The sequence below is a fragment of the Streptomyces sp. NPDC059247 genome (assembly GCF_042754005.1).
Taxonomy (GTDB): domain Bacteria; phylum Actinomycetota; class Actinomycetes; order Streptomycetales; family Streptomycetaceae; genus Streptomyces.
Genome location: NZ_JBHYZW010000005.1, coordinates 55,784 through 77,894, shown reverse-complemented (window position 1 = coordinate 77,894; position 22,111 = coordinate 55,784). Strand labels below are relative to the sequence as shown.

General features: G+C 73.6%; 20 protein-coding genes. 5 read left to right on the top strand and 15 right to left on the bottom strand.

Going from position 1 to position 22,111, the window contains the following annotated elements; all coding sequences use genetic code 11:
• Positions 1-186: 186 nt before the first annotated feature.
• The 10 genes from ACFXGN_RS12315 to ACFXGN_RS12270 form a co-directional block, all read right to left on the bottom strand.
• A complete protein-coding gene (locus ACFXGN_RS12315; RefSeq protein ID WP_384857035.1) occupies positions 187-1,530 on the bottom strand; it encodes a sulfate adenylyltransferase subunit 1 in 1,344 nt (447 codons plus the stop codon).
• Positions 1,530-2,468, bottom strand: a complete 939-nt coding sequence (gene cysD, locus ACFXGN_RS12310; RefSeq protein ID WP_384857032.1) for a sulfate adenylyltransferase subunit CysD — start codon at positions 2,466-2,468, stop codon at positions 1,530-1,532. The genes ACFXGN_RS12315 and cysD overlap by 1 nt, the downstream gene beginning before the upstream one ends.
• A complete protein-coding gene (gene cysC / locus ACFXGN_RS12305; RefSeq protein ID WP_384857030.1) occupies positions 2,465-3,031 on the bottom strand; it encodes an adenylyl-sulfate kinase in 567 nt (188 codons plus the stop codon). The genes cysD and cysC overlap by 4 nt, the downstream gene beginning before the upstream one ends.
• Positions 3,028-3,735, bottom strand: coding sequence for a phosphoadenylyl-sulfate reductase (locus ACFXGN_RS12300; protein WP_384857028.1), 708 nt, complete (start codon positions 3,733-3,735; stop codon positions 3,028-3,030). The genes cysC and ACFXGN_RS12300 overlap by 4 nt, the downstream gene beginning before the upstream one ends.
• A complete protein-coding gene (locus tag ACFXGN_RS12295; RefSeq protein ID WP_384857026.1) occupies positions 3,732-3,911 on the bottom strand; it encodes a hypothetical protein in 180 nt (59 codons plus the stop codon). Before ACFXGN_RS12295 ends, ACFXGN_RS12300 begins: the two co-directional genes overlap by 4 nt.
• Positions 3,908-5,605: a nitrite/sulfite reductase gene (locus ACFXGN_RS12290; protein ID WP_384857023.1), complete on the bottom strand. Its 1,698-nt coding sequence runs from the start codon at positions 5,603-5,605 to the stop codon at positions 3,908-3,910. The genes ACFXGN_RS12295 and ACFXGN_RS12290 overlap by 4 nt, the downstream gene beginning before the upstream one ends.
• A gap of 136 nt (positions 5,606-5,741) precedes the next feature.
• Positions 5,742-5,825 (bottom strand): putative leader peptide, encoded by an 84-nt coding sequence (locus tag ACFXGN_RS12285; protein ID WP_310887545.1) that lies wholly within the window; start codon positions 5,823-5,825, stop codon positions 5,742-5,744.
• Positions 5,826-6,084: 259 nt separating this feature from the next.
• Positions 6,085-6,654, bottom strand: a complete 570-nt coding sequence (locus ACFXGN_RS12280) for a GNAT family N-acetyltransferase (RefSeq protein ID WP_384857020.1) — start codon at positions 6,652-6,654, stop codon at positions 6,085-6,087.
• A 363-nt stretch (positions 6,655-7,017) separates the two neighbouring features.
• The gene (locus ACFXGN_RS12275) at positions 7,018-8,307 is read right to left on the bottom strand and encodes a GAF domain-containing protein (protein ID WP_384857017.1); all 1,290 of its coding nucleotides are present in this window, start codon (positions 8,305-8,307) and stop codon (positions 7,018-7,020) included.
• Positions 8,308-8,927: 620 nt separating this feature from the next.
• Positions 8,928-10,565, bottom strand: coding sequence for an acyl-CoA dehydrogenase family protein (locus ACFXGN_RS12270; protein ID WP_384857014.1), 1,638 nt, complete (start codon positions 10,563-10,565; stop codon positions 8,928-8,930).
• A 17-nt stretch (positions 10,566-10,582) separates the two neighbouring features.
• On the opposite strand from ACFXGN_RS12270, the gene ACFXGN_RS12265 reads away from it, so the two are divergent.
• Positions 10,583-11,707, top strand: a complete 1,125-nt coding sequence (locus ACFXGN_RS12265) for a YihY/virulence factor BrkB family protein (RefSeq protein WP_351790029.1) — start codon at positions 10,583-10,585, stop codon at positions 11,705-11,707.
• Positions 11,708-11,830: 123 nt separating this feature from the next.
• Here ACFXGN_RS12265 and ACFXGN_RS12260 read toward each other — a convergent pair whose 3' ends face one another.
• Together ACFXGN_RS12260 and ACFXGN_RS12255 are read right to left on the bottom strand one after the other, a co-directional pair.
• A complete protein-coding gene (locus tag ACFXGN_RS12260) occupies positions 11,831-12,517 on the bottom strand; it encodes a GPP34 family phosphoprotein (RefSeq protein ID WP_384857011.1) in 687 nt (228 codons plus the stop codon).
• A 197-nt stretch (positions 12,518-12,714) separates the two neighbouring features.
• Entirely contained in the window at positions 12,715-13,800 is a 1,086-nt protein-coding gene (locus ACFXGN_RS12255; protein ID WP_384857008.1) for a serine hydrolase domain-containing protein, read from the bottom strand.
• Positions 13,801-14,002: 202 nt separating this feature from the next.
• Between ACFXGN_RS12255 and ACFXGN_RS12250 the strand changes: the two genes are divergently transcribed.
• The gene (locus tag ACFXGN_RS12250) at positions 14,003-14,749 is read left to right on the top strand and encodes a helix-turn-helix domain-containing protein (RefSeq protein ID WP_384857006.1); all 747 of its coding nucleotides are present in this window, start codon (positions 14,003-14,005) and stop codon (positions 14,747-14,749) included.
• Here the strand turns inward: ACFXGN_RS12250 and ACFXGN_RS12245 are convergent.
• The gene (locus ACFXGN_RS12245) at positions 14,677-15,099 is read right to left on the bottom strand and encodes a VOC family protein (protein ID WP_384857003.1); all 423 of its coding nucleotides are present in this window, start codon (positions 15,097-15,099) and stop codon (positions 14,677-14,679) included. The genes ACFXGN_RS12250 and ACFXGN_RS12245 overlap by 73 nt on opposite strands.
• A gap of 287 nt (positions 15,100-15,386) precedes the next feature.
• Here ACFXGN_RS12245 and ACFXGN_RS12240 point away from each other — a divergent pair, with 287 nt between their 5' ends.
• From ACFXGN_RS12240 to ACFXGN_RS12230, 3 genes are all read left to right on the top strand, one after another.
• The gene (locus ACFXGN_RS12240; RefSeq protein WP_384857000.1) at positions 15,387-16,529 is read left to right on the top strand and encodes a hypothetical protein; all 1,143 of its coding nucleotides are present in this window, start codon (positions 15,387-15,389) and stop codon (positions 16,527-16,529) included.
• Between the two features lie 266 nt (positions 16,530-16,795).
• Positions 16,796-17,923, top strand: coding sequence for a ribosome small subunit-dependent GTPase A (gene rsgA, locus ACFXGN_RS12235; RefSeq protein WP_384856997.1), 1,128 nt, complete (start codon positions 16,796-16,798; stop codon positions 17,921-17,923).
• 577 nt (positions 17,924-18,500) lie between these two features.
• Entirely contained in the window at positions 18,501-19,940 is a 1,440-nt protein-coding gene (locus tag ACFXGN_RS12230) for an AlkA N-terminal domain-containing protein (protein ID WP_384856994.1), read from the top strand.
• Positions 19,941-20,289: 349 nt separating this feature from the next.
• Here ACFXGN_RS12230 and ACFXGN_RS12225 read toward each other — a convergent pair whose 3' ends face one another.
• Both ACFXGN_RS12225 and ACFXGN_RS12220 read right to left on the bottom strand, forming a co-directional pair.
• Entirely contained in the window at positions 20,290-20,772 is a 483-nt protein-coding gene (locus tag ACFXGN_RS12225; RefSeq protein WP_384856992.1) for a DUF456 domain-containing protein, read from the bottom strand.
• 225 nt (positions 20,773-20,997) lie between these two features.
• Positions 20,998-21,981, bottom strand: coding sequence for a helix-turn-helix domain-containing protein (locus ACFXGN_RS12220; RefSeq protein WP_384856989.1), 984 nt, complete (start codon positions 21,979-21,981; stop codon positions 20,998-21,000).
• Positions 21,982-22,111: the final 130 nt, after the last annotated feature.

Below are 22,111 nucleotides of genomic sequence, written 5' to 3'. Positions count from 1 at the left end.
TCACATGGCCACGTCTTCGGCGATGGAGCGGGATCGGGTACGGCTCGTGGGGGGTGTGGGCGCGCAGGCGGTGCGCGTACGTCATCACGCACATCGCGCCACACCTCCCTGGCCGCTGCCGAGGGTGCCGCTGCCGACGCGGCCCCCCTCCTTCGCGAAGGTCGAGTAGATGTCGGAGAGCATGGTCTAGAAGTCCCACCCTTCTTCGTCCGCGACGTCCACGACGGCCTTGGCGGTGGCGAAGGACTCGCCCGCCATGCCCGCCGCGAGCGTCGTTCCGTCCGCCGGGTCGATCAGCAGGAACGAGCCGGTGCGGCGCGAGTCCGCGTAGGCGTCCAGCGCGAGCGGCTCGGCCGTGCGGACCACGACCCGGCCGATGTCGTTGGTGACCAGCTGACCCGGGTCCGGGTGCTGGGAGAGGTCGTCCAGGGTCAGCCGCGAGGGGATCTCCTTGACGATCGCCTTGACCGTGCGGGTGGTGTGCTTGAGCAGCACCCGCTGGCCGACGGTGAGCGTCCGGTCCGCCACGTGGCAGACGGTCGCCTCGATGTCCTGGGTGACCGCCGGGGCGTCACCGCTCGGGGCGAGCAGGTCGCCGCGGGAGATGTCGATGTCGTCGGCGAGCCGGATCGTCACCGACTGCGGCGCCCAGGCGATGTCCACGGACTCGCCCAGCGCGTCGATCCCGGTGATCGTGGAGGTCCGCCCCGAGGGCAGTACGGTGATCTGCTCGCCGACCCGGAACGCTCCGGCCGCGATCTGCCCGGCGTAGCCCCGGTAGTCGGGGTGGTCGGCGGTCTGCGGACGGATCACGTACTGCACGGGGAACCGGGCGTGACAGGCCGTCAGGTCGTGGCTGACGGGGACGGTCTCCAGGTGCTCCAGGACCGTGGGGCCGCCGTACCAGTCCATGTGCGCGGACGGCTCCACCACGTTGTCCCCGGCGAGCGCCGAGATCGGGATCGCGGTGATCTCCGGGACGCCGAGCTCGGAGGCGTACGTCGTGAACTCCTCGGCGATCGTGGCGAAGACGGACTCCCGGTAGTCGACCAGGTCCATCTTGTTCACGGCCAGGACCACGTGCGGGACGCGCAGCAGGGCGGCGACGGCGGCGTGCCTGCGGGTCTGCTCGACCACGCCGTTGCGGGCGTCGACCAGGACCACGGCCAGCTCGGCGGTGGAGGCGCCGGTCACCATGTTCCGGGTGTACTGCACATGGCCGGGGGTGTCGGCGAGGATGAAGCGGCGGCGGGACGTCGCGAAGTAGCGGTAGGCGACGTCGATGGTGATGCCCTGCTCGCGCTCGGCCCGCAGACCGTCGGTGAGGAGCGCCAGGTCGGGCGCCTCCTGACCCCGGGAGCGCGAGGCGTGCTCGACGGCCTCCAACTGGTCGACGAGGACCGACTTGGAGTCGTGGAGGAGACGGCCGACCAGCGTGGACTTGCCGTCGTCGACGGAACCGGCGGTGGCGAAGCGCAGCAGGGTGGTGGCCGCAAGCTGGTCGGACAACAGCTCGGTGGACGTGCTCATTAGAAGTACCCTTCGCGCTTGCGGTCTTCCATCGCTGCCTCGGACATCTTGTCGTCGGCACGGGTCGCGCCCCGCTCGGTGAGCCGGGAGGCGGCGATCTCGGCGATGACGGCGTCCAGCGTGGTGGCGTCGGACTCGACGGCCCCGGTGCAGGACATGTCGCCGACCGTGCGGTAGCGGACCTGCCGCTTCTCGACCGTCTCGGACTCCTTCGGGCCGCCCCAGTCACCGGCCGTCAGCCACATGCCGTTGCGGGAGAACACCTCGCGCTCGTGGGCGAAGTAGATCTCCGGGAGGTCGATCGCCTCGCGCTGGATGTACTGCCAGACGTCCAGCTCGGTCCAGTTGGAGAGCGGGAAGACCCGGACGTGTTCGCCGGGGGCGTGGCGGCCGTTGTACAGCTGCCACAGTTCGGGGCGCTGACGGCGCGGGTCCCACTGCGAGAACTCGTCGCGCAGCGAGAACACCCGCTCCTTGGCGCGGGCCTTCTCCTCGTCGCGCCGCCCGCCGCCGAAGACGGCGTCGAAGCGGTGTTCCTGGATGGCCTCGGTCAGCGGGACGGTCTGGAGCGGGTTGCGGGTGCCGTCGGGGCGCTCGCGGAGCTTCCCGGCGTCGATGTAGTCCTGTACGGAGGCCACGTGGAGGCGCAGTCCGTGCTCGGCGACGACCCGGTCGCGGTACGCCAGGACCTCGGGGAAGTTGTGTCCGGTGTCGACGTGCAGCAGCGAGAAGGGGACCGCCGCCGGGGCGAAGGCCTTCAGAGCCAGGTGCAGCATGACGATGGAGTCCTTGCCGCCGGAGAAGAGGATCACCGGCCGCTCGAACTCGCCCGCCACCTCGCGGAAGATGTGGACGGCCTCCGACTCCAGGGAGTCGAGGTGGGACAGTGCGAACGGACTGTCGGTCTCGCCGTGAACATGGGCAACGGTGGTCGTCATGCCAGGCCCCTCTCGGTGAGCAGCGCGTGGAGCCGCGCCGCGGACTCCCGCACGGTCTGGTTCTGTGACTCGATCCGCAGGTCCGGGTCGGCCGGCTCGTCGTACGGGTCGTCGACCCCGGTCAGGCCGCTGATCTCGCCCGCGGCCTGCTTCGCGTACAGCCCCTTCACATCGCGTACGGAGCAGACGTCCACCGGGGTGGCGATGTGCACCTCGACGTAGGGGGTGCCCTCGGCCCGGTGGCGCTCGCGGACCGCCTCGCGGCTGTCGGCGTACGGGGCGATGACCGGGACCAGTACCTTCACGCCGTGGGAGGCGAGCAGTTCGGCGACGAAGCCGATGCGCTGCACATTGGTGTGACGGTCCTCGCGGCTGAAGCCGAGGCCCGCCGAGAGGAACTCGCGGATCTCGTCGCCGTCGAGGACCTCCACGCGGTGGCCCTCCACGCGGAGCCGTCCGGCCAGCTCGTACGCGATGGTGGTCTTCCCGGCGCTGGGCAGGCCGGTGAGCCAGATGGTGGCACCCGTCACGTGCTTCTCCTGAACTTCCTGAGTGTCCGTCATCCGTGCAGTCCGCACTCGGTCTTGGCCCGTCCCGCCCAGCGTCCGGCGCGGGCGTTCTCGCCCTCCGCGACGCGGCGGGTGCAGGGAGCGCAGCCGACGGAGGCGTATCCGTCCATGAGGAGCGGATTGGTGAGGACACCGTGCTCGGCGACGTACGCGTCGACGTCGTCCTGCGTCCAGCGGGCGATGGGGGAGACCTTGACCTTCCGCCGCTTCTCGTCCCAGCCGACGACCGGGGTGTTCGCCCGGGTGGGGGACTCGTCGCGGCGCAGTCCGGTGGCCCAGGCGCGGTAGCGGGTCAGGCCCTCTTCGAGGGGCTTGACCTTGCGCAGGGCGCAGCACAGGTCGGGGTCGCGGTCGTGCAGCCGGGGGCCGTGCTCGGCGTCCTGCTCGGCCACGGTCCTGCGCGGGGTCAGGGTGATGACGCGGACGTCCATCACGGCGTCCACGGCGTCGCGGGTGCCGATGGTCTCCTCGAAGTGGTAGCCGGTGTCGAGGAAGACGACGTCCACGCCGGGCCGGACGCGGGAGGCGAGGTGGGCGACGACGGCGTCCTCCATGGAGGAGGTGACGCAGAAGTCCGCGCCGAAGGTGTCCGAGGCCCAGCGGAGGATCTCCAGCGGGGAGGCGTCCTCCAGGTCGCGGCCCGCCTGCTCGGCGAGTGCCTTGAGGTCGGCTGCGGTGACATCCTGAATGGTCGTCATATCTCTTCCCTTCCAGGGGTGTTGCCCGAAGTTCCGGGGGCGAGGAGCCCCAGGAACTTCAGCTGGAAGGCCCGGCTGCACGCGGCGCATTCCCAGGCGCCGTGCCCCTGCTCGTTGGGACGCAGGTCCTCGTCCCCGCAGTAGGGGCAGTGGAAGGGGGCGGCTCGCTCGCTCATGAGAGGGACTCCTCCGAGGCGCGGGTGGCCCAGGTGGCGAAGCGCTCGCCGGTCTCGCGCTCCGCCTGGAAGCGCTTGAGGACCCGCTCGACGTAGTCGGGCAGTTCGGTGGCGGTGACCTTGAGGCCGCGGACCTTGCGGCCGAACCCGGCCTCCAGGCCGAGGGCGCCGCCCAGGTGCACCTGGTAGCCCTCGACGCGGTTGCCCTCGTCGTCCAGGACGAGCTGGCCCTTGAGGCCGATGTCGGCGACCTGGATGCGGGCGCAGGCGTTGGGGCAGCCGTTGATGTTGATGGTCAGCGGCTCGTCGAAGTCCGGTACCCGGCGCTCCAGTTCGTCGATGAGCGAGGCGCCCCGGGCCTTGGTCTCGACGATCGCGAGCTTGCAGAACTCGATGCCGGTGCAGGCCATCGTGCCGCGCCGGAACGGCGAGGGGGTGACCCGCAGGTCCAGCGCCTCCAGGGCGGCGACGAGCGAGTCGACCTGCTCCTCCTCGATGTCGAGGACGAGCATCTTCTGCTCGGCGGTGGTGCGGACCCGGCCCGAGCCGTGCTGCTCGGCGACGGCGGCGATCTTCGTCAGGGTGGGGCCGTCGACCCGGCCGACGCGCGGCGCGAACCCGACGTAGAACCTGCCGTCCAACTGGCGGTGGACGCCGACGTGGTCGCGCCAGCGGCCCGCGGGCTGCTCGGGCGCGGGGCCGTCGGTCAGCTTCCGCTTCAGGTACTCGTCCTCCAGGACCCGGCGGAACTTCTCCGGGCCCCAGTCGGCGACGAGGAACTTCAGGCGGGCGCGGTTGCGGAGCCTGCGGTAGCCGTAGTCGCGGAAGATGGAGATGACGCCCTCGTAGATGTCCGGGACCTCGTCGAGGGAGACCCAGGTGCCGAGGCGGACGCCGAGCTTGGGGTTGGTGGAGAGACCGCCGCCGACCCAGACGTCGAAGCCGGGGCCGTGCTCGGGGTGGTGCACGCCGACGAAGGCGATGTCGTTGATCTCGTGCGCCACGTCCAGCAGCGGCGAGCCGGAGATCGCGGACTTGAACTTGCGGGGCAGGTTGGAGAAGTCCTTGTTGCCGACGATCCGGCGGTAGATCTCGTCGATGGCGGGGGTGCCGTCGATGATCTCGTTCGCGGCGATGCCCGCGACGGGGGAGCCGAGGATGACGCGCGGGGTGTCGCCGCAGGCCTCGGTGGTGGACAGACCGACCGCCTCCAGGCGGTTCCAGATCTCGGGGACGTCCTCGATGCGGATCCAGTGGTACTGGACGTTCTGCCGGTCGGTGATGTCGGCGGTGCCCCGGGCGAACTCCTCGGAGATCTCGCCGATGACGCGCAACTGCTCGGTGGTCAGACGGCCGCCGTCGATGCGGACGCGGAGCATGAAGTACTCGTCGTCCAGCTCCTCCGGCTCCAGGACGCCCGTCTTGGTGCCGTCCAGACCCTGCTTGCGCTGGGTGTAGAGGCCCCACCAGCGCATACGTCCGCGCAGGTCGTTGGGGTCGATGGAGTCGAAACCGCGCTTCGAGTAGACCGTCTCAATACGTGTCCGCACATTGAGACCGTCGTCGTCCTTCTTGAACTGCTCATTGCCGTTCAGCGGGGTGAAGTGCCCCACGGCCCACTGACCCTCGCCACGGTGGCGTCCGGCCTTGCGGCGGGCAGTGGCGGGAGTGGGGTTTTCCGGGGTGGCGGCCATGGCGTCTTGTCCTTCGGGACTGCGAGAGGGCGGCTCTGACCTGCACACTCACGCTCAGGTCAGAGAATGGCGCGGCAGTGCGCAGCAGGGTGGGGCAGAGTCGGGTGGAGAGGAGATCGCGGCGGTGCTGGTTCTCTCAGCGCGCCGGACAGATGGCGCTGGACATGCGGCCGAGATCGACGTGTCGTCGACTCACCAAGGCGATTCCAGTTCCAGGCATGGCGGAAGCGTGTCACGGGACTTTGGACCCAGTCCAGCATCGTCCAGGATGCGGACGATGTGGTCTCGCTGGTTGAGATGGTGTGTGCCGGGTCACAGAAGAGGGGCCCTGGTCGGGGCCCCTCCGGGATGCCGTGGAGATCTGTACCGAACGGTCTCGGATGCCGGTACGGCCCGGGGGAGCGCCCAGGGGCGCCCCCGGGGGCGCGTTCCGGGAGCGTCCGGGATGGCGCGTCCGGCCCGTACGGGTCCCTCCTGGCTCAGGCGTGGGCGCCGGGCCACGGGCCGGGGGTCTCCGACTCCTCGGTCTCCTCGACCTTGGTGTCGAAGAGCCGGAAGCCGCGCCGCTCGTAGTTGGCCATCGCGTGCGGGCCGTCGAGGGAGCAGGTGTGCACCCAGACCCGCGCGGTCTCCTCGCGTCCCGGCCAGCGCCCGGCCAGGTCCCAGGCGCGCGCCACTCCCTGGGAGAGGAGGTGGCCGCCGATACCCCGGCCCCGGAAGGCGGGGATCAGACCGAAGTAGACGATCTCCACCACGCCGTCGTCCTGGGCCTCCAGCTCCACGTAACCGGCCGGCGTGCCCTTGTCGTACGCCACCCAGGTCTCGGTGCCGGGCTTCTCCACGATCTCCTGCCACTGCTTGTACGACAGCGGCAGCCGGTCGGACCAGCGGACGTCGCCGCCGACCGCGGTGTAGAGGTAACGGCTGTACTCGGGGGAGGGGACCGAGGCCCGGACGACCGTGATGTCGTCCCCCTCCGGGACGCGGGAGGGCCGGAGGTCGGACGGTGCCGTCTGTTCGAGGGACCAGGTGGTGAGAGAGATGCGCATGAAGCCATCGCATCACGGCCCGGAAGGAGGGGGCGAGGGGGGTCGGTGAGGGCGGGGCGCGGCGCCTCCCGCGAGGGGGCTGTCGTGCGGGGCCTTGAGTGGGGGTTCCTGAAGTTAGGGGACCTTCCGTACGGGGCCTTCCGTACGGGACCTTCCGTACGGGTTCTTCCCTACGGGTCCCGCAAGGTGTTCGGCCTGGAGACCGGTGGGCGGGCCGGAGTGTCCGGATTCTGGACACGCGGCGCAGGTGGCGCAGGCGACACACACAGCACAGGCGACACACACGGCACACGCGGCCCGGCTGGCGGCAGGCCCCCGTGGTCCCGGGCCCCGTGGCCCGGTGGGCGGTGGTCCGTGGTGGGGTCAGGGCGTGGCCGCGCGGACCGCGGGGGCCAGCGAGTGGGGGAGCAGGTCCTCGGGGTGCTCCGGCCGCAGGACCTCCACCACCACCTCCTCGCGGAAGCGGTACGGGCGGTGGGCCAGGACCCCGGCCAGGTTCCGCCGCACCCGGGACATCTCCGCCCGTACGGTCACCGTCCTCGTGCGGTCCCCGAACACGTCGTCCGCCAGCTCCGCCGCCGTCCGGCCGTCCCGGTGCAGCGCCAGGACGTAGAGGAGTTCCGCGTGCCGGGGGCTCAGCTCCTGCTGCCAGCTGCCCGCCTCCCCCGTGACGGCCACCGTCCAGCGGCGCGGCCTGCTCAGGTCGAGCACCACCCGGCCCGTGGCCCCCGCGCCCGGGTCCGCCGGAGGGGTCTCCTCCTCGACCCGCAGCAGCCAGCCGCCGGGCAGCGGCTCCACCGCGCACGTCCCGAGCGAGGGCAGCCACATCCGGCCCGCGCCGAAGGACTTCGGCAGCGGGACGCGGTCCGTCGGCGCGAGGCCCGTGACCGCCGCCGTCCAGCCGTGCTCGTCCACCGCGACCGCCCGGCCGCCCACCCGGCACAGGATCGGCGCGGCCACCGCCCGGAGCCGGTCCACCGAGCCGCGGTGCCGCTCCCGCATCTCGGCCTCCGCGAGCCGGGCCACCGAACCGACCAGCGGCAGCATCGCCGGATGGAACGTGGAGGCGGGACCGCTCACGTCCAGGATGCCGAGCAGCCGCCGGTCGCGCGGGTCGTACACGGGGGCGGCGGCGCAGGTCCAGTCGTGGAGGGCCTGCACGTAGTGCTCGGCGGAGTGCACCTGTACCGCGCGGCCCAGGGCGAGCGCGGTGCCGACCGCGTTGGTGCCGGTGGTGTGCTCCGTCCAGGCCGCGCCCTCCTCCAGACAGATGCCGTTCGCCCGCCGCAGCACGGACGAGTTCCCCTGCCGCCACAGCACCCGGCCGTGCTCGTCGGTGACCACCATGATCTGGAGCGAGGCGTCGGCGATCCCGGCGAGGCCGCCGGTGAGCGTCTGCAGGACCTCGGCGAGCAGCGTGGTCCTGCGCCGCTGCTCCAGCTCGTCGCGGCGGAGCAGCACACTGCTCGTGCCCCGGTCGGGGTCGAGACCGAGCCGGGCCATCCGCTGCCAGGAGGCGTCGATGACGGGGCGGGGCGCGATCGGCGGCCGGCGCCCGGCCAGCGTCTCCTCCCGCACCCGGTGCAGCAGCCGGGTGGCACGGGCGGCGTCCATGGCGGCGAGGCGCTTCATGTCGAGCTGCGTGTTGTTCATCGGTCTCTCCCAGCCACCCGGGGCGCTGTATCGGTTCTGCACAGGGCGGCTGCCCGGAGTGCCGGTGCCCATCGTGCCGTTCGGGACCACCCGGCGCGGCCCGGTTCGGGTAATCCTGCAACCCTTTGCAACTCTGGCCGTCCACCCCCCTCGTGGGTGACAGTGCTCGGAGCGGCGGGTGGTGCCGTGTCGGCGCAGCACCACCCCCGCTTTTCCGCGCGTGCCGACCCCCTGCGGTCCACCCCTGGTGCGCGCGGTGAGCTTCCCGCCCCCGCGCCGGGCGAACGGCCCGCCCCTGGACGGCGCCACTCCCGTACGTCTCCGGGACCCACGCCGCCCACACCCGTACGGCCCCGGGACCGCGCCCCCGGCACCCGTACGGCTCCGGGCTCCACAACGCCCACTCGCGTACGAGCCGCAGGGCCGCGCCCCTGACTCCCTTACGGGTCCCGGGGGTCTGTGCCCCTGACTCCCGTACGGGTCCCAGGGCCCGTGCCCCCGGGACCCCTACGGGTCGCAGAGCCCGCGCCCCGACTCCCGTACGGTCCCGAGGTCCGCGCCCCTGGCTCCCCTACGGGTCCCAGGCCCCGCGCCCCCGACCCCCTACGGGCCCAGCCCCCTCAGATCTCCACCCGGGCCCGTTCCACCAGGCTCCGCAGGTCCAGGGTGTGCGGCAGGGTGCCGAAGGCCGCGCCGCCGTCCCCGCCCAGCCGCGCCGCGCAGAACGCGTCCGCGACCTCCGGCGGGGCCCAGCGCACCAGCAGCGCCCCCTGGAGGACCAGGGCCAGCCGCTCCGCGAGCCGCCGGGCCCGCGCCTCGACCCCGTCCAGGTCCGCCAGCTCCCCGAGGAGTTCCCGGATCGCCCGGTCGAGGCGGTGGTCCGCGCCGCGCGCCGCCCCGACCTCCCGCAGCAGCGCGTCCAGGGCGGCGGGCTCGGTCCGCAGCGCCCGGACCACGTCGAGGGCCTGCACGTTCCCCGAGCCCTCCCACACCGAGTTCACCGGCGACTCCCGCAGCAGCCGGGGCATCCCCGACTCCTCCACGTAACCGTTGCCGCCCAGGCACTCCAGGGCCTCCGCCACCAACGGCGTACACCGCTTCGTCACCCAGTACTTCGCCGCGGGCACCGCGATCCGCAGCAGCGCCCGCTCCCGCTCCGTACCGGCGTCGTACGCGCCCGCGAGCCGCATCCCGAGGACGGTCGCCGCCTCCGACTCCAGCGCCAGATCGGCCAGTACGTTCCGCATCAGCGGCTTGTCGACGAGCGGCCCGCCGAACGCGCGGCGGTGCGCGCAGTGGTGGACGGCCTGCGTCACCGCCTGCCGCATCAGCGCCGCCGAACCGAGGACGCAGTCGAGCCGGGTCGCCGCCACCGCGCCCATGAGGGTGCGCAGTCCGCGCCCCTCCTCACCGACCCGCCGCGCCCACGTCGTGCCGTCGAACTCCACCTCGGCGGAGGCGTTCGAACGGTTCCCCAGCTTGTCCTTCAGCCGCTGGAGCGCGAAGGCGTTCCGCGAACCGTCCGCGAGCACCCGGGGCACCAGGAAACAGGTCAGCCCCTCCGGTGCCTGGGCCAGCACCAGGAACCCGTCCGACATCGGCGCCGAACAGAACCACTTGTGCCCCGTCAGGACGTACTCCCCGTCGGCCGCCAGCGGGCGCGCCTCCGTCGTGTTCGTCCGGACGTCGCTGCCGCCCTGCTTCTCCGTCACGGCCATCCCGAGCAGGACCCCGGGCTTCTCCGCGACCGGCCGCAGCTCCCGCTCGTAGACGGAGGAGAGCGCCGCGGGCTCCCACACCTCGGCGAGTTCCGGTTCGGCGCGCAGCGCGGGCACGGCGGCGTGCGTCATCGATAGCGGACAGCCGTGCCCCGCCTCCGCCTGGGACACCACCAGGAACCCGGCGGCCCGCCGGACATGACCACCCGGACGGCCCCACGCGTTCGTCAGGCCCGCCCCCACCGAACGGCCCAGGAGCCGGTGCCAGGCCGGATCGAACTCGACCTCGTCGATGCGGTGCCCGTACCGGTCGTGGGTCCGCAGCCGGGGCGGGTTCGCGTTCGCCCGCTCGCCCCACTCCCGTACCTGCTCCGATCCGGTCGCCACGCCCAGCGCGGCGAGCTCCTCGCGGGCCTCCGGGAGGAGTTCGGGGGCGAGGTGCCGTTCGACCGCCTCCGCCAGCGCCCGGTCGCTCGTGAAGACGTCGTGTCCCACGAGGCGAGGGGGCTGGTTGGTCACGGTGTGGGTGCTCGGTGCCATGCCGATACGGTAAGCAGGTGCAGGCAGCAAGCGAAACACCCGAACGGCCCGAGCGGCGGCCCTGGAGCAGGCTCCACCGCGCGCGCGTCCTCTACCGCAACGTCTCGAAGCGGAAGATGGCCTGGCTGCTCCTCAAGGACACCGTGAACTCGTGCATCGAGTACCGCATCCTCGGGCTCGCCGCCGAGGCCGCGTTCTTCACGCTGCTGTCCCTGCCACCGCTGCTGCTCGGTCTGATCGCCGTCCTCGGCTACGTCGACGGCTGGACCAACACGGACACCGTGGCCAGCATCCGGGAGAACATCCTCCACGCGGCCGGGACGGTCCTCTCCGACCGGGGCGTGCGCGACATCGCCGAACCCCTCCTCGACGACGTCACCCAGGGCAAACGGCCCGACCTGATCTCCCTGGGCTTCGCCATCGCCCTCTGGTCGGGCTCCCGCGCGGTGAACGTCTTCATCGACACCATCACCGTCATGTACGGCCTCGACGGGCACCGGGGCATCGTCAAGACCCGGCTTCTCGCCCTGCTCCTGTACATCGTGGCGCTGCTCATCGGAGCCGTCGTCCTGCCCCTCGCGGTCGTCGGCCCCGACCGGGTCGTGGCGCTGTTCCCCTGGGGCACGGAGGTCGTCTCCGTCCTCTACTGGCCGGCCGTCATCCTGCTCTCCATCGCCTTCCTCACCACGCTCTACCACGTGTCCGTGCCGGTGCGGTCGCCGTGGATCGAGGACATCCCCGGCTCGCTCGTCGCGCTCGGGATGTGGGTGCTGGGGAGCTTCGTGCTGCGGATCTACCTGACCAGCCAGGTCGAGGGCCCCACGATCTACGGCTCGCTCGCCGCCCCCATCGCGGTCCTCCTCTGGATCGGGATCTCGGCCTTCGCCGTCCTCGTCGGCGCCGCCGTGAACGCGGCCATCGACCGTGTCTGGCCGTCCGTCGCCACCGCCGCCGCCCGCGAGGCGAACGAACGGGCCCGCGCCGTCCAGGCGGCGGAACTCGTCGCCCGGGTGCGGGCGGAGGCGGAGGACGTGGACGAGGACGACCCGGACATGCCGTCCGAGTTCCCGGAGCGCTGGTCCCGGTTCCTCCCCCCGGACGACGTGAAGTCCCGGCTGCACTCCGGCCGGGAGAAGGACTGACGGGCCCACGGGCCGGGGCCCAGACTCCGCGCCACGGGCCGGGGTCCAGTCGCCGCGCCACGGACTGGAGCTCAGCCGCCACACCGCGGACGGGGGTTCAGACCCCGTGCCCCGGACCGGGGCTCAGACCCCGCGCCACAGATTGGCGAAGGCGGAGCCCTCGATGGCCCGCCGCTGGCGTACCGCCTCCAGCTCCATCACCGCGTCGTGGACGCGGGCCACCACGGCGGTGACCGCGTCGTCCCCAAGGTCGGGCCCACCGTCGACGGGCCCGCTGTCATCGACGTCGGTGCCGTCCGCGCCGCCGGTGCTCACGTCCGTACCGTCGTCGGGTCCCCCGGAGAGCCCCGCACCCTCGCCGATGCCCACCGCCGAGGCGAGGGCGGCCAGTACGGGTTCCCCCTCCCGCCTGCGGTCGGCGGCCCGCAGACGCGCGGGCGTGTCGGCCGGTTCGACGTGTCCCGCGCCGAAGGGCGACCGGCGGTCGCGCTTCCGGATCAGCTCACCGTCCGCCTCCAGCGCCTCCTGGTACGTGGCCGAGAGGTTCCGGCCCCGGCGCCACAGCCAGTCCTCGATCAGCTCGGGGGACGCCTGCCGGCCGACCTCCGCCACGGCCTGCCGAAGGAGCGGATCGTCCGGCGTCCAGGTCCCGCCCGGCACGACGCGGTCGCCGTCCACGGTCACCGCCCCCGCCCCGACGAGGTCGATCAGCTCGGCTCCCGCGAGCGCGAGCGACAGATCGCCCTGCCCCACGGAACGCCCCGGCCCCGGCTCCATGGCGATGAGGAACAGGTCTTTCGCCGTGGTCATGGAACGGCTCCCCTCAGAAGGCTCCGACGACGCCACCCCCGCCGGCGCCACCCCTCCGGAGCGGTTTCGGCGCTGGGGCGATTCTCCCGCCCAGTATCCCCCTCGCCCGCCCCGGAGGCCGGGCGGGAGGGAGACCGGCGGGGGGCACTGCGACCCGCTCCGCTCCCGGACCTGACGGAGTGCCCCCGAGACGCCGCTCAGCGGCAGAACTCGGCCTCCAGGAGCCGCCGCTCGCCCACGACCCAGTCGGCGTTGGTGTGGAAGGCCGCCACGTGCCGTCCGTCGCGGGTGGTCAGCGCCACCGTCGACGAACCGTGGATGCCGCCGTCGTGTCCCCAGAGCGTGACCCCGCAGCTCAGCTTCGCGGTGCCGATGCCGAGCCCCGGGCCGCCGGTGGCGGGGACCATCTCGGCCATCTCCGCCCGGGGCAGCAGCCTCCCGCGCATCAGGGCCGAGTAGAAGCGGGTCAGGTCGGCGGTCGTGGAGATCATCTCCCCGGCCGCACCGCCCCAGGAGGGGTTCAGCTCGGTGGTCTCCAGCGGGGTCGTGGTGCCGCCGAACAGCGTGGAGTAGCCGAGCGCGTGCGGCCGGGGCATGGCGGCCGAGGTGCCGGGCAGGCTCGTCCCGGAGAGACCGAGGGGCCGGACGATCCGCCGCTCGATCTCCCGCGCGTACGGGCGGCCGGTGACCTTCTCGATGATCATCCCGGCCAGGATGTAGTTGGTGTTGGAGTACGAGAGCCTCTCGCCCGGCTCGAAGAGCCGGGGGTGGGAGACCGCGATCCGCACCAGGTCCTCGGGCCGGTAGGTGTCGTAGCGGTGCGCCAGGAAGGCGGGCGAGGCCAGCCGCTCGATCATCAGCGGGTCCTCGTCGTACGAGAACAGCCCGCTGCGGTGCCCGAGGATCTGCCGGACCGTGATCACCGGGCTGTGCGTCCCGTCGGGCGGCACCACGCCGGGCAGCCACTCCTCCACGGTGTCGTCCAGATCGAGCCGCCCCTCGGCCTGGAGCTGGAGCACCACCGTCGCGGTGAAGGTCTTCGTCACGCTCCCGATCCGGAACCGCTCCCGGGCCGACCGCGCCCGCCCCGTCGAGGTGTCCGCCACCCCGACGGCCGCCGACCAGCCGCCGTCGCCCTCCCGGACCCCGGCTATCGTCCCGGGCAGCCCCTCGTCCCGTACGAGCTCCGCCATCGCGGCCCTGGTCGCGCCGTGTCTCCCGTCCCCACCGGCCGCCGAAGCCGCCGTCACCGTGCCCGCCGTCACCGCGACGACCACCGCCATCACACCGAACCCACGCCGAAGCGCCCCTTGCCGAGCCATACCGACCTCCACGGTCCAGATCCGCTCGCCCCCCGGGTCCGGACGTTCCAACGGCCGCCGGACCGGGGGAGTTCCCGGCGGCGACGGCCTGGCATCTGTCGTCAAACTCCCGCCTGCCTTCGGGCGACGACGGGAACGTGACGACAGGACCTAGGCTGGAAGGGTGTACGAGGAACGTCCCGCCCTGCTCGACGGCGCCGTCCTGTGGAGCCGTACCGCCGTCCCCGACGAGGGGCCGGTCCGGGCCGTGCTGCCCGACGGGTGCATGGACCTGATCTGGGCCGACGGGCACCTCATGGTCGCCGGACCCGACACGCGCGCGCACGTGCCCGGCGAGACCGCCGCCCGGTACGCCGGAATCCGCTTCGCGCCCGGTGACGCGCCCCGCTTCCTCGGCGTCCCCGCACACGAACTGCGCGACCGCAGGACCGACCTCGGCGCGCTGTGGGGCGGGGCCGAGGCCCGGCGGCTCGGCGAACGGATCACCGCCGCCCCCGACCCGGCGACCGCCCTCGACGCGCTGGTACGGGTCCGGGCCGCCGACGCCCCCGCCCCCGACCCGCTGCTGCGCACCGTCGTCGCACGGCTCGGCGCGGGGCGGGCCGTCGCAGAGACGGCCGACGAGGTCGGGCTCGGCGCACGGCAGCTCCACCGGCGCTCCCTGGACGCCTTCGGCTACGGTCCCAAGACGCTCGCCCGGGTCCTCCGCCTCCAGCGGGCGCTGGCCCTGGTCCGGGCCGGAGTGCCGTACGCCGAGGCGGCGGTCCGCGCGGGCTGCGCCGACCAGGCCCATCTGGCCCGCGAGACCCGGGCTCTCGCGGGGACCACCCTGGGCGCCTACGCGGCCTCGTTCCCGGAGTCCGCGAAGAGCGACACACCGGATCCGTCCGGGTCGAGGACCACGGCGTAACGCTGGCCCCAGACGGCGTCCCAGGGCTCCAGATGGCCCCGGTACCCGGCGGCGGTCAGCTCCGCGTAGACCGCGTCCACGTCCTCGGGCGCGGCGCACCGGAAGGCCAGTTCGACGCGGTTCCCGCCGACGGGCCGCGTCCAGCCCGGGTCGAAGGACCGCACGGTCTCCTCGGTGTCCCAGGCGATCCGCAGCCCTCCGGGCAGTACGGCCTCGACGTGCGGCGCCCCCTCGCTCCCTTCGGGCAGTTCGATCCCGAGCCGCCGGTAGAAGCCGAGGGAGGCGCCCATGTCCGAGACGACGATGCCGACGAGGTCCAGCTGAGGGGTGATACGGGGTGCTGTGTTCATGAGGGAAACGTATGCGTCCGGACCGGAACGGGTCTTGAACGAATCGGACGCGGACGGGACGGGCGGACGAGGGGAAGCCCTTCACGGAGGCGTCGGACGGGCGCGGGGGCGGACGGACGGCCGGAGCGGGACCGGGCGTCGGGGCCACCGTCCCGGGCCACGCGCGCGTGACGCTGTCCGCCGTATGCCCGTATGCCGTCCACGGAGCCGGTCCCTGCCTGTCGAGTGCCGTACGTCCACGGGGTCCGCCCCTCCCCGTCGTCCGGCCCACCCACTACGGTCGGCCCATGGACACGCGCGTGTACGCACGGACTTCCTGGCCCTGGGCCGGGGCAGCCGTTCTGCTGTTCTGGCAGACCTGGTTCCTCTGCCACGTGTACGCCACCGAACGCTCGGCCGTCCGCTGGACCTGCGACTCCGACGGCTGCGGCACCGACGACCTGGCGGGTGGCGCGTTGCTCTTCGCGGCGCTGTCGGCGGTGGGCGCCGTCCTGCGCGCCGCCCCGTTCCTCGGGGCCGCCGGGGCCGCCGGACTGGCCGTGCTCCTGGCCGGCCTCGGGCTCCTCGTGGGCCGTGAGGACGACCATGCCGTGGTCGTCGCCCACGGACTCGTGGTCCTCGGCGCCCTCCTGCTCCTGGCGGGCACCACGCGGGCCCTGCGCCCCACGAACCCCGACCGGTACCGGGAGCTGTATCCGGAACTCGAACCGGATACGGACGGGGCGGCCGATACGGGCAGGGACCCGGCCCGGGAGCTGGATAAGGACCCGGCCATGGCCGCGACCACGGGCGCGACCGCGAGGGCGGCCACGGGGCCGGTGGCGGAGCCCGGGGCGAGTCGCCTCCCCCTCCGGGCGCTGCTGCGCCTCGCCGTCGCCCCCGGCACCCTGGGCGCGGCCGTCCTCGGTGCCGCCGCCGTCGCCGCCCTCGTGTACGGGGCGTTCGAGGGCCCGCGCTGGCTGATGATGCTGGGTCTGAACGCGACCCTCACCCTCCTCGTCATGCTCGCCCGGCTGCGCCTGCGGCACCGGCCGGGCGTGGCCCGCGGCCCCGTGGACCCGGGGCGGGCCGCGCACGCGCCCGCGTGGCTCCACTCGGTCCGTGCCCGTGGCGCCACGTTCGTCTTCGATCTGACGGTGCTGCCGGACGCCGGACCCCCGTACCGGATCGAGGTCGAGCACCCGCTGGACCTCCAGGACGCCCGCACCCCCCGCGCGGCCGTCGTCCGCCACGAACCGCGCCGTCCCTGGCGGGTCGAACTGCCGTTGCGCCCCCCGGCCGACACCCTGGCCCGCGCCCGCGCCGCCGCCCGCGACGCGGGTGGGGCCCCGCCCGCCCCGAGGCTCCGCGTCCCGGCCCCCGGCACCCCGGCCGTCCTGGTCGCCGCCCTCCTCGCGGCGGCGCTGCTGACCGTGCTCGCGGTGACCTGAGAAAACCCGTGGCGTACGACGGGACGGTCCGGCTACCGTGTTTCCCGTACGGCACCGCCGTACGGGATTCCGTGCGGCAGTGCCGTACGGAAGCGCGGACGGACCGCGCGCGGAACACAGAGACACAGGAGGTGTGACAGATGACTGTCGTCGCCATGAAGGGCCTCGCCCTCACGCAGAAGCTCGTCCACTCCACCTCCGTGGCCACCGGCTGACCTCACCGTTCAGAAACGCAGCGCCGGGGCCGCCCCTGTGAAGGGTCCCCCTTGTCTTTCCCGCTTTCCCACCGCTCCTCCTCTTCCTTCTCTCCCTCCCGCTCCACCGTGCTCGACGACCACGGCTGGGACTCCGGCTGGGCCGAGTCCTTCGCCCCGTACGCCGCTCAGGGGCTCGTCCCCGGGCGGGTCGTGCGCGTCGACCGGGGGCAGTGCGATGTCGCCACCGCCGACGGGACCGTCCGCGCCGACACCGCGTTCGTGACCCCGCACGACCCGCTCCGGGTGGTCTGCACCGGTGACTGGGCCGCCGTCGATCCCGAGGGCCGCGACCCCCGGTACGTACGGGCGTGCCTGCCGCGCCGTACGGCCTTCGCGCGGTCCACGTCCTCCAAGCGGTCCGAGGGACAGATCCTCGCGGCCAACGTCGACCACGCCGTCATCGCCGTCTCCCTCGCCGTCGAACTCGACCTCGGCCGCATCGAGCGCTTCCTCGCCCTGGCCTGGGAGTCCGGCGCCCAGCCGATCGTGGTCCTCAGCAAGGCGGACCTCGTCCCCGACCCCACCGGGCTCTCCTACCTCGTCGACGACGTCGAGACGGTCGCCCCCGGCGTCCAGGTGCTGCCCCTCAGCTCCACCACCGGCGAAGGGGTCGACGTGCTGTCCGCCGCCGTCGCGGGCGGGACGACCGTGCTCCTCGGCGTCTCCGGCGCCGGGAAGTCCACCCTGGCCAACGCCCTCGTCGGCCAGGACGTCATGGCCGTCCAGGCGGCCCGGGACATCGACGGCAAGGGCCGTCACACCACCACCACCCGGAACCTCTTCGTGCTGCCCGGCGGGGGAGTCCTCATCGACACCCCCGGACTGCGCGGCGTCGGGCTCTGGGACGCCGAGACCGGTGTCGGCCAGGTCTTCTCGGAGATCGAGGAGCTGGGCCGTGAGTGCCGTTTCCACGACTGCGCCCACGAGTCCGAGCCGGGCTGCGCCGTCGCGGCGGCGGTCGAGAACGGTTCGCTGCCCGTGCGCCGGCTCGACAGCTACCGCAAGCTCCTCCGGGAGAACCAGCGGATCGTCGCCAAGACCGACGCCCGCCTGCGCACCGAGATGCTCAAGGACTGGAAGCGCAAGGGTGTGGAGGGCCGCCAGGCGATGGAACTGAAGCGCGGACGCGTCCGATAGGGCCGGGAGGTCCGGACCCCGCCCTGCCGCAGGCCCGGGGTCCGGGCCGGGGCGCGGGCGGGTGCCGGATGGTTCGGGACAGGGCCCGCGCGGTACGGGCCGCCGGGTGCGGTCGTTCCTCGGTTCGCCCGGGGGACGGGCGGGTACCTCTGGTTCCGGCCGACCCGGGTGGACCCCCGGGGGCTTCGGCCCGGCGCCCCTCCGACAGGGCCGGGGCCTTCCCGACGTGGTCCGATCGGGCCGGATCATGGGCCCGGCTGGTCCGGCCGGGCCTGCCTTGCCTGCCCTGTCCTGCCCGCCCTGCCTGCCCTGCTCGGCCCTGCCCGGCCTGGCTCGGTCCGGCCTGGCTCGGTCCGGTCCGGCCCGGTCCGTCCGACCGGGCCGGGGTGAGCCGGGACCCCGGTCCGGTCCGCCCGCCCGTGCCAGGGCCCGGCTCACCCCGGTGAGCCAGAAGCCGGGCGGCCCCTGCTCCCGGCCCGCCTCCTCCCTCCTCCCTCCTCCCTTCCCCCTCCCTCCCGTCAGCGTCACGTCCGAAAACCGCGAGCCCCGCCCCGCGTACGGCCGCACACTGGGAGACGTGACCGACGACGACACCCGCTACCAGGCGGTCAGCAGCAGGGACGCACGCTTCGACGGCGAGTTCTTCTTCGCCGTACGGACCACCGGGATCTACTGCCGTCCCAGCTGCCCCGCCGTCACCCCCAAGCGGCGGAACGTCGCGTTCTTCCCGACGGCCGCCGCCGCCCAGGGCCACGGCTTCCGGGCCTGCCGCCGCTGCCGTCCGGACGCCGTGCCCGGCTCCGCCGCCTGGGACGTACGGGCCGATGTCGTCGGGCGGGCCATGCGCATGATCGGCGACGGCGTCGTCGACCGCGAGGGCGTGCCCGGTCTCGCCGGACGCCTCGGCTACAGCACCCGGCAGGTGCAGCGCCAGCTCACCGCCGAAGTGGGCGCGGGCCCCGTGGCGCTCGCCCGCGCCCAGCGGGCGCACACCGCACGGCTGCTGCTCCAGACGACCGGGCTCCCGGTGACCGAGATCGCGTTCGCGGCCGGGTTCGCCAGCGTCCGCCAGTTCAACGAGACGATCCGCACCGTGTACGCCCGCACCCCCACCGACCTGCGCGCCGAGGCGGGCAGCGGGGCCGGGGCGCGCACCGCCCTCGCCGCCGGGGTGCCGCTGCGGCTGGCGCACCGGGGGCCGTACGCCGCCGACGAGGTCTTCGACCTGCTCGCCGCCGAGGCCGTGCCCCGGGTGGAGGAGGTCGTCGGCGCCCCCGGGCGCCGTACCTACCGGCGCACCCTGCGACTGCCGTACGGCACCGGTGTGGTCTCCGTGGACGAACGGTCCGCCGGGCACTGGCTGGACGCCCGGATCCATCTGACCGAACTGCGCGACCTCACCACCGCCGTGCACCGGCTGCGCCGCCTCTTCGATCTGGACGCCGACCCGTACGCGGTCGCCGAGCGCCTCGGCGCCGTCCCGGGGCTGGCCGCCGAGGTCGCGGCCAGGCCCGGCGTCCGCTCCCCGGGGACGGCCGAACCGGAGGAGTTCGCGTTGCGGACGGTCCTCGGCGCGGCGGAGTCGGCCCGGGTCGTCGAGGCGTGCGGTACGCCGCTGGCCACCGCCTGCGGCACCCTCACCCATGTGTTCCCGGAGCCCCGGGCGCTGACCGGGCACCCCGTCGCGGGTCCGCTGGCCCGCGCGCTCGCCGACGGCGACGTCCGGCTCGACCCGGGCGCCGACCGCGACGAGGCCGAGCGCGCCCTGCGAGCCGTCCCGGGCGTCGACGCCGGGGCCGCCGCCCTCATCCGGATGCGAGCGCTCGGCGACCCGGACGTCTCTTTGCCGGATCACCCGAACCCGGACCGTCCGGAACAGGGTCGTCCAGAACAGGACCGTCCGGAACCGGAGGCACCGGAACCGGACCTCTCGGGGACGGACGCGTGGCGCCCCTGGCGGTCCTACGCGACGCGGTACCTCGACCGTGCCGCGCCGGTGCCAGGCGCACGCCCGTAGAGGACGCGCCCCTTACGGGGCGGGCGACCCGCACAAGTCGGATCGCCCTTACGGGTAGGGCCACCCCTAAGGGCCGGACTCATGGGCGCGCCCGGCGGAGGACCGGCGCTCCGGCGGGATACGGTCCCGGTCCCGCCCCGGAGAACGCGCTCCCGCACGGCGGCACCCGGCCGACCCCAACACCCCCGAGGGGGAGCCGACTTCATCCTGCTCCTCCCCTCGGCCGCCCGCACCCCCGAAGAGGGGCCCGTACGTGCCCCTCGGCAGGTCCTCCTCACCCCTGAGGGTCCTGCTCCGCACCCCTGAAGGGCACCACCCCTGAAGGGCGCCACCCCGAAGGGCGGCCCCGTCACTCCGCCACCACCGCCCCCACCCACGCCCCCACGATCAACAGGCACGCGAAGAGTTCCACCAGCACGCTCGTGCCCGCCGCCCGCATCACCGCGCGGGTCGAGGCCCGCGCCTGGCCGTGCCCGCCGAGGCGGAGCCGTTCCGAGAGGTAGATCCCGCCGACGAAGCCGGGTACCGCCCCGACCACCGGGACCAGCACGAAGCCCAGGACCGCGCCCGCTCCGGCGTACGCCGCCGTCCGGCGGGTGATGCCGGTGCCCCGGAAGCGGCGCGGCGGCAGTTGCCATACGACCACCTGGGTGAGCAGCAGCAGGCCCGTCGTGGACGCCAGCAGGATCCAGGCGAGGTCCGTCCGCTCGTGCAGGGACCACCACAGCATCGCGGCCCAGACGAGCCACGTCCCCGGCACGCCGGGGACCAGCACCCCGAACAGTCCGAGCAGCATCACCGTCGCGATCAGCAGGAACTGCGCCACACCCATGTGACCAGGGTGCAGGAGACCCGGTGTTCCCGCAGGTCAAGGCCATCGGTCGGGGTACGGGGCCGGTCGGTGCGGAGCGCCCGGCCACGCCCCCGCCACTGCCCCGGGGCGCCCGGCCACGCCCCCCGGTACTGACAGGGGGCGTCCGGCCGTGTCCCCGGTACTCACCCGGGCCGCCCGGCCACCCCTCCAGCTACTGACCGGAGCGCCCGGCCACGCCCCCGGTCAGTGCCGGGCCACCCAGCCCTTCTCGTACGCGTGCCAGCCCAGCTGGAGCCGGGTCGTCACCCCGGTCAGTTCCATGAGGCCCTTCACCCGCCGCTGTACGGTCCTCAGCCCGAGGTCCAGCTGCTTGGCCACGCTCGCGTCCGTCATCCCGGCGAGCAGCAGCGACAGGATCTCCAGGTCCACGGCGTCCGGACCGGGGGCCTCCTCCTCGGTGATCTGCGCGCCCGCCCCGAGCCGCAGCGGCAGCGCGTCCCGCCACACCGACTCGAACAGCCCCCGCAGGGACTCCAGGAGTCCGCTGGCGTGCACGACGATCGCGGCGGGTTCCGCGCCCCGCCCGGTCAGCGGCACCATCGCCAGGCTCGCGTCCGCGACCACCAGTTTCGTCGGGACACGGTCGGTGACCCGGATCCGCTCCTCCCGGCCGAGCGCCGCCGACAGTTCGAGGAGACCGGAGGGCAGGGCCAGCACCTCGCGTTCGATGACCACCCGGTAGCGCACCCCACGACCCGCCGCCTGCTCCTCGGCGTCGTTCTCCATCCCGGAGACCGCGATCGGCTTGCCCGTCACCAGGGCGCAGACCTCCTCCTGCGCGCCCAGCTGGAGCTGGAGGAAGCGGTGGGTGACGGCGCTCGCGCCGGTCACCACCTCCACCAGGTCGTGCACGGCGGCCTCCGCCGCCTCCGCCCGGTACTCCTCGGCGAGCAGCTTCGCCGCCAGTTCGGCCCGCTCCAGCTCGTGCCGCTGCTGGGTCAGCAGCGCGCCGAGCGCGACCCCGGGCGGCGCCGCCACCCACCGCCCGGTGCGGGCCGACGACTGGGCGGCGAGCCCCTGGGCCTCCAGTCGGCGCAGAGCCCGCTCGGTGTCCCGCTCGGGCAGCGCGAGCCGGTGCGCGAGATCGGTCACCTCGGCCGCGCCCAGCGCCACCAGGGCCCGGTAGGCGGACTCCTGGCGCTCGTCGAGTCCTATCGCTCCCAGCATGGATGCCCCGTCCCTCGCCGCACCCCCCGGCGGCGCTCCGGATCTTCCCGGGACATTCACCGGAGGCATTCGTTCCGTTGGTGACCTGGCGGGAAACGGCCACGGCGTATTCCCGCCTCGCCCATCATCC